The organism is Geobacillus sp. YHL, assembly GCF_022341265.1.
GTDB lineage: Bacteria > Bacillota > Bacilli > Bacillales > Anoxybacillaceae > Geobacillus > Geobacillus thermoleovorans.
Map to the genome: position 1 here is coordinate 15884 of NZ_JAEIGB010000022.1, position 12259 is coordinate 28142.

Genomic DNA, 12259 nt, shown 5'->3' on the forward strand with positions numbered 1-12259 from the left:
ATAGACGGCGCCAATCGGGAACCGGTGTGGGCCGGCCCGAAAGCCGGCAGGCGTCAAAAAGGCGCCCGCGTCAAACGGTGTTCGGCATATTTTTTCCGTAAAAGATTTCATCCATTTCCCTTCTCAGCTTGGCGGTTGTTTCATTCGCTTCTTGTTCGCTCAAATCCTCTTTTGCATAGCCAAACAAGTAGTTGTCCAAGTCAAACTGTTTCAACTTGCATTTTGTGTGAAAAATATTCTCTTGGTAAATGTTTACGTCGATCATATCGTACTTTTCGCGAATGTGCTCCGGGATATAATCTTGAATCGACGTAATGTCATGGTCGATAAACAGCTTGTATCCGTGAATGTCGCGCGTAAATCCGCGCACGCGGTAGTCGATGATCATAATGTCGGCGTCAAATGAATGAATCAAATAGTTGAGCGCTTTGAGCGGCGAAATTTCCCCGCATGTGACGACATCAATATCGGCGCGGAACGTGCTGATTCCGTCATTCGGGTGGTATTCTGGGTATGTATGGACGGTGATATGGCTTTTGTCAAGGGAAAGCACCACCGCCTCCGGCAAAGGGCCGTCATCTTCGGGCACCTCGACGACCGGCCCCTCGGAAACGAGCATCGTCACGCTCGCGCCCTGCGGAACGTAATCTTGTTTGGCGATGTTTAACACATGGGCGCCGATCATGTCGGCGACACGTTTTAAAATATTCGTCAGCCGTTCGGCATTGTACACGTCGTCAATATATTCGATATACGCCTCCCGCTCCTTCGCCGTTTTCGTATAGCAAATATCGTACATATTGAAGCTGAGCGATTTCGTCAAGTTGTTGAACCCGTGCAGCTTGACGCGCGGTGTTTCGTTCATCGACGGGACCCATCCTTTCGTTTTTTCTTAATTTGTCCCGTTGCTGGCGAAGATAGTAATTTTTCATTTGAAATGGAAGAAAACGGAACAGAAGCTTGCCCTAATGGTCTATGGCCATTTCCGGGAAGCCTCCGCTTCAGCTTGCCCGTTTCGCTTGATATTCTTGAATGACCGACCGGACAATGTGAAGGGAGTCCCACTCCTTGGCCGAAAAAAAGACGATCGGATATTTTTTCGGGAAAAGCGTTTCCTGAATTTGTTTCGGCGGCATGCCTTTTTCGTATAAATCGATGATGTTGCCTTGAAGTTCAAGCAAGTAATCGAGTTTTCGCTGCAAGGCCTCGCGCCCGTTCGGGAGATAGCCCGCATGGGCGCAGAAGACGTCGTTGAAATCGTATGTCAACGTGTGTTGCAAGGAGGCGATGATCGCCGGGATGTTTTCCTCGCGCAAGATGACTTTCGTTTTCTCCTGACAGTACAAGTCGCCGCTGAACAATTGCCCCGTTTCGCGGTTCAAAAACGCCACATGATCGATGGAATGGCCTGGCGTCGGGATGACGTCCCACGTTGCGCTTCGCGAGGAAAACGTCGTGCCGATCGGCTTGGCGGTGAATGGATCGCGCTTGCCCCAAAACACTTTTCGGTATAGCGGATAGTCCGCCTTTTGCTGGCAATAATGGATCATCAGTTCGTGCATGTAGATGGGCAGGCCCATCTTTCGCTGCAAAAATGCCGCGCAGCCGGTATGGTCTTCGTGATAGTGGGTGATGACGACTTGATCGATGTCTTGGTGTTGAAAAAACGAGGTGAATTCGTGCTCCATTGATTTGGCGCCGGTGTCAATCAGCACCCCATCGATGACAAAGCAGCGGACGGTGAGGCGGACGCCTTGAAACGTCGCCGTTCCTTTGGCGATATGCACGTTTTGAACCACTTCCGTTTCAAACCGTTTTTTGATCACTTTCTCGATCAGCATGGCGAACGGGCCTCCTTATTGGTGTGAGGATGTTGTTACCATTATACCACAACAGAATGAATGTTCATTCATTTTTTGTTGGCGTTTCACACGCATCATGTGCTTGATGGGATGGAGAAAAGCGATGCTACAGTTAAGCTTACTTCAATTAAGCGTCTGTGAATATCCCCTCTTTTGGGGGATTGAACGTTTAGTAGAGCGGAACGATTCGGAAATATACAGGGGATGGTTTTGCGCAACTTGTATGATAAAATGATAGAAGATCGTATCGGAATGCGGATGCAATGGATGGACATTTGCGCCGACGCCTCCAATGGAGGACCGTCCATATTTCCGAAAGGTGAGAAGGGGATGTTCATGAAAACCGTTATTCACGCTTTCGTCATTTCGATCATCGTTCATGTCGTGTATTTGGCATCCACCATCGGCATAGGGTATTGGAAAACGAAGCTTTACAAGCCCGATGTGGAGAATGCTTGGGAGAAAGCGGCCATGCTGCAAAATGAAGTGGTGTTTGGCCACACGGGGTCGCCGATTTTGTATTTGGTGTCGTTTGTTGGAGTGGCAGCGATCGTTGCTTTGGTAATGCATGTGTACCAAATGGTTCGCGGCTGACAAAAGGAAAAAAGCCGGTCCCGACGGGGAACGAAGCCTGTTGGGGCGGCTTTTTCTTTTCGATTTCGTCTTCAAAAGGTGCCTCTCTCCCCTAACCGGAAAAGCGGAAGGGGGCGGCGCGTCAATACGCCGTCCATCCGGCATCGGCGACGATCACAGCGCCGTTTAGAAAACTGGCATCGTCGGAAGCTAAAAACAAGGCGATGTTGGCGATTTCCTCTGGTCTCCTGCGTGAGGTTTGAGGGCGGCGTCTGCCATGGCTATTTCGAATGGAGTTGACGCCGTAATCGTGGCGCTGAATGTTTGTTCGTACTGACTCCCAGGTGCGCCCAGGTGCGATGGCGTTGCAACCTTCAAGCGTTAGCTAAGAGGGGGAAGTGGACCGGCGACGTCATAGATGCAATGTAGTATAATGGAATTGGGTGCTTCCACCTATTATGATGAGCCACGAGGGGGACATAGCTGTGATTGTCACGACCACCAACACCATTGAGGGAAAAGAAATTGAAGAGTATTTGGGCATCGTAGCGGGAGAAGTCATTTTGGGCGCCAATGTCGTCCGCGATTTTCTCGCCAGCATCACTGACATCATCGGCGGGCGGAGCGGAACGTATGAAAGCAAGCTGGCCGAAGGGCGGGAGATGGCGATCAAGGAGATGGTCAATAAGGCGAGAAGCCTTGGCGCCAACGCCGTCATCGGGGTGGATCTTGATTTTGAAACGCTGCGCGATGGCATGATGATGTGCATTGCGACAGGGACGGCAGTGCGGGTGAGATCGTAATGGAAAAGCAGAGGGTCTATCGGCCCCTGCTTTTTTTGCTTTGCTGGCTGCCGTTGTGGGGTGTCAGTGCATCGGCTGTTGATGCTGATGGGGTTTTGCGGCTTGAAATTGGATTGACAGAGGAAAAAAAGAGGGTTATGATTCACATATATGAACAAATGCTCATATGTTAAAATGAGAGGGAACGATGATGAAGGCAGAAGATCATTTGTTTTTAGATGAAAGCGTCGTGGAGGAAGTGTCGAAAATCTTTAAAGCGTTGGCGGATCCGACGCGGATGAAGATGTTGTATTTGTTGTCGCAGGAAGAATGCCATGTCGGCCATATTGCGGAAGTGCTCGGCATGTCGCAGTCGGCCGTTTCCCATCAACTGGCGCTGCTTCGGGCGCTGCGGCTTGTGAAATATCGCCGTGAGGGGAAGATGTTGGTTTACTCATGTGATGACGAACATGTCATATCGTTGCTAAAGCAGGCGATTGATCACGCTCAACATCCATAAAAGGGAGAGAAGAACGATGCATCATCATGAACACGGCCATTGCGGCCACCATCACGGGCATCATCATGGCTTGGGCAGAGAGGGGAGCCAAAAAGGGTTGGCGGCCGCTCTTGTCATTACCGTTGGGATTATGGTTCTGGAGTTTGTCGGCGGGCTTGTGACGAACAGCCTTGCTCTTCTTTCGGATTCGGGGCATATGCTGAGTGATGCCATTTCGCTTCTGTTAAGCCTGGCGGCGGTTTGGCTGGCGGCGAAGCCCGCGTCGCCGAAGAGAACGTATGGATTTTACCGGTTCGAGATTTTAGCGGCGCTAGTAAACGGGGTCACGTTGGTGGTGATTGCCGCTTGGATTATTTGGGAAGCGGTCGCGAGGTTTGTGAATCCACCTGCTGTCGCGAGCGGGCCAATGATGGCCATTGCTGTCATAGGGTTGCTGGCTAATTTGGCAAGCGCTTGGGTGTTAATGCGCAAAGGGGATGTCAAAGAGAACGTCAATGTCCGCAGCGCCTATCTTCATGTACTTGGCGATGCGTTAGGCTCGGTCGGGGCGATCGCGGCGGGGCTTGTCATCTGGCTGTTCGATTGGTACGCGGCTGATCCGCTCATTTCCATTGCGGTGTCGGTGCTGATTTTAAAAGGAGCGTTGGCCGTCGTGAAACAGACAGTGCATATTTTAATGGAAGGAACGCCAACGGCGATTGACCATGGGGAAGTAAAAGCGGCGCTCTCCGGCATTGAGGGCGTGATCGATGTGCACGATTTGCATATTTGGACGATCACCTCGGGGCTTGATTCGTTAAGCTGCCATTTGCTCATTGAGGAAGGTTGCGATGGCCAGGCGGTTTTGCAGCGGGCGATTGATTTGATCGAGACGCGCTTTCACATTCGCCATGCGACGATTCAAATCGAAATGCCGCATATTCGCCATGGGGAGATGGAAGTATAGGGGAGGGCTGCCAAGCTTCTCCCCGTGTTTTTTAGGATCTCCAATTGTGTTGCAACGTTTCAAGGAAGATACGTACATTTTGCTTGTTTTCCATAATCGGTGCACAAATATAGGAAAACATTCGGTAAAACGGTGGATGGTTCAAGTGAACGATGGACAGGTGGCCGTGCTCGATGTCGCGGGCGACGACGCTGCGCGACAGCAAGGACAGGGCGTTGCCGTTGATCAGCGTTTCTTTAATGCCTTGGTTGCTGCTGATGATCATGAGCGATTGGATTTTCAGCCCGTTCGAGCGGATGAAATGGTTGAAATATTCCCTTGTTCCCGACCCGACTTCGCGCGCCACCCACGCCTCGTTTTGCAGCTCGCCGATCGTGACTTCGCCTTTTTGCGCTAGCTCGTGCCGCTTGGAGGCGACGATGACGAGCTCGTCTTGCATAAACGGGTGGACGGACAATTCTTTTTCGTTCGTTTGCCCTTCGATCAAGCCGATGTCGACTTGATACGATTTGACGAGTTCGACAATTTCTTTCGTGTTGCCGATCATCACCTCAAGCTCCAATTCTGGATAGCGCTTTTGGAAATCGGGCAAAAGCGGGGGCAAAATATACTCTCCAATCGTAAAGCTGGCGCCGATGGTCAATTTGCCTTTCACTGAGTGATGGTGCTCCAAAATGTCTTGCTTCGTTTGTTCATAGAGCGCCATCATTTGTTTGGCGCGATCGTACAAAAGTTCACCTGTCGGCGTCATGCGCAGCCGCTTCGGGGAGCGGATGAACAGTTTCGTCTGGAACTCCTTCTCTAAATTTTTAATGTGCAAGCTGACACTTGGCTGGGATAAATGGAGAATTTCCGCAGTTTTGGTGAAGTTTTTTACTTCAGCTAAGGTGATGAACGTTTTTAACTCTTCATAGTACATGTCCGCCTCTCCTCCGTCCCCATGATGACCGTACTATTAGAAATACTAATAGTTTTAATAATTTATATTTATTTTACTAATGTTTTGTTTTGCGGTAAAGTGTAAATATGATACCCTCATTAAAGTATACTTGGCTTATAGGAATAATGGAATTTGGCGTTCGTCCTGTCGTTGAGACCGAAACGGCGCCAATCGTTCCATTTTATTTTATATTGTGAGGTGGACACCGTTGCAGCTGCAAGTAACCAACAGTCCGTTTACCCAGGAGCAGATTGAGCTTTTGAATCGTTTGTTGCCGACGTTGACGCCGTCGCAAAAGCTTTGGCTGAGCGGGTATTTGGCTGCTGCCGAGGCGGCGGTCGCCGTTTTGGATGCCGAAGCGCCGGCGCTGTTTGCTGGAAGCAGCAAACCGGTTTCGAAAGAAGTGACGGTATTGTACGGCTCGCAAACCGGCAATGCGCAAAAGTTGGCTGAAAAAGCCGGCAAAGCGCTCAAAGAGCGTGGTTTTGAAGCGAAAGTGTTGTCCATGCTTGATTTTAAGCCGAACGAATTAAAGAAAGTGGAGACGCTGCTCATTGTCGTGAGCACGCATGGGGAAGGCGATCCGCCGGACAATGCGGTATCGTTTTACGAATTTCTCCACAGCAAACGGGCGCCGAAGCTGAATCATTTACGCTTTTCCGTCTTGGCGCTTGGCGATACGTCGTATGAACATTTTTGCCAGACGGGGAAAGATTTTGACAAGCGGCTCGAGGAGCTCGGGGGAGCGCGGTTTTATCCGCGCGTCGATTGCGATGTCGACTATGAAGAAGCGGCGGCGAAATGGCTTGATGGCGTGCTTGGCGAGCTGAGCAAGGGGATCAATGCCGAGGCCGCGCCAGTGTTGTCGGCCGCTGCGGCCGTGCCGAAAGCCGAACCGGCGGTCGTCTATTCGCGGAAAAATCCGTTCCCGGCTGAGGTGCTTGAAAACATCAACTTAAACGGCCGCGGATCGAACAAGGAAACGCGCCATCTCGAATTGTCTCTTGAAGGATCGGGGTTGAAGTACGAACCGGGCGATGCGCTTGGCATCTTCCCGAAAAACGATCCGGAGCTTGTCGATCTCATCATTCAAGAAATGAAATGGAACCCGGAAGAAACGGTGACGATCGACAAAGATGGGGAAGTGCGGTCGCTCAAAGAAGCGCTCACGTCCCATTTTGAAATCACCGTGTTGACCAAAGCGCTGTTGCAAAAGCTGGCGACGCTGTCAAAAAACAGTGAGCTCCAAGCGCTTGTGGCGCCCGGCAATGAAGCCAAATTGAAAGAATACGCCAAAGGCCGTGATTTGTTGGATGCGCTCCGCGATTTCGGCCCATGGGACGCCACTTTGCAGCAACTCATCTCCATCTTGCGGAAAATGCCGCCGCGCCTGTACTCGATCGCGAGTAGCTTAGCGGCCTATCCAGATGAAGTGCACTTGACGATCGGTGCGGTCCGTTATGAGTCGCACGGCCGCCTGCGCAAAGGGGTGTGCTCGACGTTCTGCGCCGAACGCGTCCAAATCGGCGATACGTTGCCGGTCTTTGTGCAGCCGAACCCGAACTTTAAGTTGCCGAAGGATCCCGACACGCCGATCATTATGATCGGTCCAGGCACCGGAGTGGCGCCGTTCCGCGCCTTTATGCAAGAGCGCGAGGCCATCGAGGCGAAAGGAAAATCGTGGCTCTTTTTCGGGGACCAACACTTTATGACCGACTTCCTGTATCAAACCGAATGGCTCGCATGGTTGAAAAGCGGTGTGCTGACCAAAATGGATGTCGCCTTCTCTCGCGATACGGAGAAGAAAGTGTATGTGCAGCACCGGATGATTGAACGAAGCAAAGAGCTGTTCGGTTGGCTTGAGGAAGGTGCTGTCGTCTACGTTTGCGGCGACAAGCAACACATGGCGCGCGACGTTCATCAGACGTTGATCGAGATTATCGAAAAAGAGGGCGGCATGAGCCGCGAACAGGCGGAAGCGTATTTGACGGAAATGCAAAAGCAAAAACGGTACCAACGCGACGTCTATTAATCTCTAAAGAAGGAGTGGAATCGGAAATGGCGAAAGTCGTGTTAAAAGCGCCGGACGGACCGCCAAGCGATGTCGAGCGCATTAAACAGGAAAGCCGTTACTTGCGCGGCACGCTTGCCGAAACGATGGAAGACCCGCTCAGCGCGGGCATCCCAGATGATGACAACCGGCTGATGAAGTTTCACGGCAGCTACTTGCAAGACGACCGCGACGTGCGCACCGAACGGCAAAAACAAAAGCTTGAACCGGCCTATCAATTTATGATCCGCGTGCGCACGCCGGGCGGGGTGGCGACGCCCGAACAGTGGCTTGTCATGGATGAACTTGCCCGCAAATACGCGAACGGCACGTTAAAATTAACGACGCGCCAGGCGTTCCAACTGCACGGCGTCTTGAAATGGAACGTGAAAAAAACGATGCAAGCCATCAATGGCGCCTTGATGACGACACTCGCCGCCTGTGGCGACGTCAACCGAAACGTCATGTGCAACCCGAACCCGTACCAGTCGGAAGTGCATGCGGAAGTGTATGAATGGGCGAAGCTGATCAGCGACCATTTGCTGCCGCGGACGAGGGCGTATTACGAAATTTGGCTTGATGATGAAAAAGTCGCCGGCACGCCGCCGGTCGACGGTGAAGAAGAACCGATTTACGGTCCGACGTATTTGCCGCGGAAGTTTAAAATCGGCATCGCCGTTCCGCCGTCCAACGACGTGGATGTGTTCTCGCAAGACATTGGGTTCATCGCCATTGTCGAGGACGGCAAGCTCGCCGGGTTTAATGTCGCCATCGGCGGCGGCATGGGGATGACCCATGGGGACAAAACGACGTATCCGCAACTGGCGAAAGTGATCGGCTTCTGCAAGCCGGATCAAGTCGTGGAAGTGGCGGAGAAAATTATGACCGTTCAGCGCGACTACGGCAACCGCTCATCGCGCAAACACGCCCGCTTCAAATACACGATCGATCGGCTTGGGCTGGAAGCGGTGAAAGAAGAAATTGAGCGCCGCCTCGGCTGGAAGCTCGGCGAAGCGCGCCCGTACCATTTCGAGCATAGCGGCGACCGCTACGGCTGGGTCGAAGGCGTCAATGGGACGTGGCATTTCACGCTCTTTGTCGAAGGCGGCCGCGTCAAAGACTACGACGATTACAAGCTGATGACCGGCCTGCGCGAAATCGCGAAAGTCCATACCGGCGATTTCCGGTTGACGCCAAACCAAAACTTGATCATCGCCAATGTCACGAGCGAGAAAAAGCCGGAAATCGAGGCGCTCATCGCCAAATACGGCTTGACCGACGGCCGCCGGTACACCGCCTTGCGCCGCAACGCGCTCGCCTGTGTCGCCTTGCCGACGTGCGGTTTGGCGATGGCGGAAGCGGAGCGGTACTTGCCGAAACTGCTCGATAAAATCGAGGAAATTATCGATGAAAACGGTTTGCGCGACGAAGAAATCACGATCCGCATGACGGGCTGTCCGAACGGCTGCGCCCGCCACGTGCTCGCGGAAATCGCCTTCGTCGGCAAAGCGGTCGGCAAATACAACATGTACCTTGGAGCCGCGTTCAACGGCACGCGCTTAGGCAAACTGTACCGCGAAAACATCGGCGAGGAGGAAATTTTGCGCGAACTGCGCATGCTCCTATCCCGCTATGCGAAAGAGCGGCTTGACGGTGAACACTTCGGCGACTTCGTCATCCGCGCCGGCATCGTCAAAGAAGTGACGGATGGGACGAATTTCCATGATTAAAGTGGTCAGGGTGAAATGGAAACCAGCCTCTCCTTGTTTAGGGGAGGTTGGTTTTTTGTTGCTTTCATGCAATGGCTTCGGTGTTTTGTTCATTGTAGCCGCATTCAATCTATATTAGGTTGTAATAAAGGATTTCCGATCTCCATGTCCTATCTTTATCACTTGAAAAGCTGGCACGGTGACAAAAAGAGCGAACAATGCTATGTAAAAAAGTTGCAACTTATATAATTCACAAAATATTTCAACTATATTATAGTAGTGTTATGAACTTGTATTTTTCAGATCATGACCAGGGGCAAACATTTTTTCCAAGATCGTATGCAGCGATCACGTGAATGGAAAGGGGGAGAAGATATTATGAAGATGGGAACAGAAAAACAAACATACTTGAATTACATCAATGGCGAATGGATTCATTCCTCGACTGGAAAAATCGAAGCCAGCCTTAACCCAGCCAACATCGATGATATCGTCGGCTACGTTCAAGAGTCCGGAGTCGAGGATGTGAACGTTGCGGTTGAGGCGGCGCGAAGGGCGCAGGCGGCATGGCGGAAGCTGTCCGGCCCGAAACGCGGAGAGTATTTGTTCCGCGCGGCTGACGTTCTTGAGAAACGGCTTGACGAGATCGCCGAAACGATGACAAGAGAAATGGGAAAAACGCTCCCGGAAGCAAAAGGGGAAGTGCAGCGGGGAGTCAATATTTTGCGCTACTATGCTGGGGAGGGGATGCGGTCCATCGGCGAGGTCATTCCATCCATGGACAGCGAAGCGTTGATGTTTACCACGCGCGTGCCTCTTGGCGTGGTTGGGGTCATCACGCCGTGGAACTTTCCAGTCGCGATTCCGATTTGGAAAATCGCACCCGCCATCGTCTATGGAAACACCGTTGTGTTTAAGCCGGCGCAAGAAACAGCTGTCACCGCCGCGAAAATCGTGGAGTGCTTTGATCAAGCGGGGCTGCCGGCCGGCGTTGTGAATTTGGTGACGGGCAAAGGATCGGTCATCGGCAATGCGATCGCCGAACACCCCCATATTCACGGCATCACCTTCACCGGCTCCAATGAAGTCGGCAAAACGATCGCCCAAAAAGCGGTAGCCCGAGGGGCGAAATACCAGCTGGAAATGGGCGGAAAGAATCCGGTGATCGTGCTCGAGGACGCTGACCTTGATCGCGCCGTCGAAGCGACGATTAGCGGAGGACTGCGTTCGACGGGGCAAAAATGTACGGCGACAAGCCGTGTCTTCGTTCAGAGTTCCATCTATGAATCGTTTAAAGAACAATTATTAGCGAAGATTAAACAGTTGAAAATTGGCGACGGACTGAAAGAAGGCGTCTGGATGGGCCCGTGCGCCAGCCGGAAGCAGTTGGAGACGATTCTTTCTTATATCGAAAAAGGGATCGAAGAAGGGGCGACATTGCTTTGCGGCGGCCGCCGCTTGGTCGATGGAGAGCTCGGAAACGGGTTTTATATAGAGCCGACGGTGTTTGAGAACGTATCCCCGAACATGACGATCGCTCGCGAGGAAATTTTCGGGCCGGTGCTCTCCTTAATTAAAGTGGACACGTTTGAAGAAGCGTTAGCCTTAGCCAATGACACACCGTTTGGCCTTAGCGCCTCGATTTTCACGCAAAATATCGGCAAGATGCTCGCGTTCATCCAAGACATCGAGGCCGGACTCGTCCGGATTAATGAAGAAAGCGCCGGCGTCGAACTGCAAGCGCCGTTTGGCGGGATGAAGCAGTCCAGCTCCCACTCGCGGGAACAAGGACGGGCGGCCATCGAGTTTTTCACGGCGATTAAAACGGTGTTTGTAAAAGGATAAGAAGTTGAGGAAAGTGCGCTGCCGTTTGGGCAGGGCGCTTTTTTAGCGTGAGGGAATTGGCAAAGGCGATTGTCGGCGAGCAAACGGTTTGCTTACATATAGAGGAAATAGCATGTGCGGGAGGGAGAGCGGCATGAGCCAATCAGGCGAGCAACGCCGGTATACGCTCGGCGAGTTCTTTTCTTTAGCTGGAGACGAGCGGATGGAGCTGTACGAAGGAACGATTGTGTTGATGTCCCCAGCTCCTTATGAGCATGAAGGGGTGGTCGCCAATTTGATTGCCGAGTTTCGCATGGCGTTAAAAGGAAGTCCTTGCCTTGTGTTCGGCAGCAATCTCCAAGTCGTTCTTTTGTTTGAAGATGAACAAAAAGGAACGAAAAATGTAACGGTGTTGCCTGACCTATCCATTATTTGCGATCGAACGAAACTGCGCCAAGGGCGGTGTTACGGCGCTCCCGACCTGGTGGTGGAAGTGTTGTCGCCAAGCACGGCCCGCAACGATCGGCTGCTTAAGCGTCATTATTATGAGAAAGCAGGAGTCCGCGAGTAATGGCTTGTCGATTATCAGCACCAGGTGATGGAAAAATATGTTTGGCAATCGGGGACGTTTCAGCTAGAAGACGTGTACGATGCAGCCAACGGGGCGGCTGCATCGACCATGTTTCCCGAGGTGCGTTTTTCCGTGAAGGAGATTTTTGCGTTTTTGTCGTCGTAAAGAGCGGCACAGGCACATACAAAATAACAACAAGCATAACGGCCGACTCAAAGAAATGATCCGTATCGCGAAACGGGCAGCAGAGTCGGACTTGCCAGTGTTAATTATGGGGGAAAGCGGAACCGGCAAGGAGCTGTTCGCCTAGGCGATTCATCAGGAAAGCCCGCGGGCTGACCGCCCATTCGTTCCTGTAAACTGTGCGGCCATTCCTGACGCTTTGCTGGAAAGCGAATTGTTCGGCTATGTGGAGGGATCGTTTACACATGCGAAAAAAGGAGGAAAAATCGGGCTGTTTGAACTGACGGACGGGGGAAATG

The 12259-nt window shown here is 52.0% G+C and carries 12 protein-coding genes and 2 pseudogenes; 10 read left to right on the plus strand and 4 right to left on the minus strand.

The features are described 5' to 3' along the window. Positions 1-70: 70 nt before the first annotated feature. Complete coding sequence (speD, locus tag JCR24_RS14830; RefSeq protein ID WP_238980864.1) at positions 71-865, minus strand: adenosylmethionine decarboxylase; 795 nt, start codon at positions 863-865, stop codon at positions 71-73. A gap of 136 nt (positions 866-1001) precedes the next feature. After that, on the minus strand, positions 1002-1841 hold the full coding sequence (locus JCR24_RS14835; protein WP_238980865.1) for an MBL fold metallo-hydrolase: 840 nt from the start codon (positions 1839-1841) through the stop codon (positions 1002-1004). Between the two features lie 357 nt (positions 1842-2198). Between JCR24_RS14835 and JCR24_RS14840 the strand changes: the two genes are divergently transcribed. Then, positions 2199-2456 carry a hypothetical protein gene (locus tag JCR24_RS14840; RefSeq protein WP_193443837.1) on the plus strand — a complete coding sequence of 86 codons (258 nt, stop codon included), beginning with the start codon at positions 2199-2201 and terminating at the stop codon, positions 2454-2456. Positions 2457-2577: 121 nt separating this feature from the next. On the opposite strand, the pseudogene JCR24_RS14845 reads toward JCR24_RS14840, so the two are convergent. Next, positions 2578-2805, minus strand: a pseudogene (locus tag JCR24_RS14845) (SDR family oxidoreductase); the annotation flags it as partial. A gap of 115 nt (positions 2806-2920) precedes the next feature. On the opposite strand from JCR24_RS14845, the gene JCR24_RS14850 reads away from it, so the two are divergent. The 3 genes from JCR24_RS14850 (at position 2921) to JCR24_RS14860 (ending at position 4683) form a co-directional block, all read left to right on the plus strand. After that, positions 2921-3238 (plus strand): YbjQ family protein, encoded by a 318-nt coding sequence (locus tag JCR24_RS14850; RefSeq protein ID WP_033017392.1) that lies wholly within the window; start codon positions 2921-2923, stop codon positions 3236-3238. A gap of 190 nt (positions 3239-3428) precedes the next feature. After that, on the plus strand, positions 3429-3737 hold the full coding sequence (locus JCR24_RS14855; protein ID WP_238980879.1) for an ArsR/SmtB family transcription factor: 309 nt from the start codon (positions 3429-3431) through the stop codon (positions 3735-3737). Positions 3738-3753: 16 nt separating this feature from the next. Next, positions 3754-4683 carry a cation diffusion facilitator family transporter gene (locus JCR24_RS14860; RefSeq protein WP_238980866.1) on the plus strand — a complete coding sequence of 310 codons (930 nt, stop codon included), beginning with the start codon at positions 3754-3756 and terminating at the stop codon, positions 4681-4683. Positions 4684-4714: 31 nt separating this feature from the next. Here the strand turns inward: JCR24_RS14860 and JCR24_RS14865 are convergent, their stop codons facing one another. After that, positions 4715-5602: a LysR family transcriptional regulator gene (locus JCR24_RS14865; protein WP_238980867.1), complete on the minus strand. Its 888-nt coding sequence runs from the start codon at positions 5600-5602 to the stop codon at positions 4715-4717. Positions 5603-5831: 229 nt separating this feature from the next. Here JCR24_RS14865 and JCR24_RS14870 point away from each other — a divergent pair, with 229 nt between their 5' ends. The 6 genes and pseudogenes from JCR24_RS14870 to JCR24_RS14895 form a co-directional block, all read left to right on the plus strand. Further along, entirely contained in the window at positions 5832-7655 is a 1824-nt protein-coding gene (locus JCR24_RS14870) for an assimilatory sulfite reductase (NADPH) flavoprotein subunit (protein WP_238980868.1), read from the plus strand. Positions 7656-7681: 26 nt separating this feature from the next. Further along, complete coding sequence (gene cysI, locus JCR24_RS14875) at positions 7682-9403, plus strand: assimilatory sulfite reductase (NADPH) hemoprotein subunit (RefSeq protein ID WP_238980869.1); 1722 nt, start codon at positions 7682-7684, stop codon at positions 9401-9403. A 357-nt stretch (positions 9404-9760) separates the two neighbouring features. After that, positions 9761-11227: an alpha-ketoglutaric semialdehyde dehydrogenase GucD gene (gucD, locus tag JCR24_RS14880; protein ID WP_011230907.1), complete on the plus strand. Its 1467-nt coding sequence runs from the start codon at positions 9761-9763 to the stop codon at positions 11225-11227. 133 nt (positions 11228-11360) lie between these two features. Then, entirely contained in the window at positions 11361-11777 is a 417-nt protein-coding gene (locus JCR24_RS14885; protein WP_238980870.1) for a Uma2 family endonuclease, read from the plus strand. A 27-nt stretch (positions 11778-11804) separates the two neighbouring features. Continuing rightward, the gene (locus JCR24_RS14890) at positions 11805-11942 is read left to right on the plus strand and encodes a hypothetical protein (protein WP_238980871.1); all 138 of its coding nucleotides are present in this window, start codon (positions 11805-11807) and stop codon (positions 11940-11942) included. A gap of 46 nt (positions 11943-11988) precedes the next feature. Beyond that, positions 11989-12255, plus strand: a pseudogene (locus JCR24_RS14895) (sigma 54-interacting transcriptional regulator); the annotation flags it as partial. Positions 12256-12259: the final 4 nt, after the last annotated feature.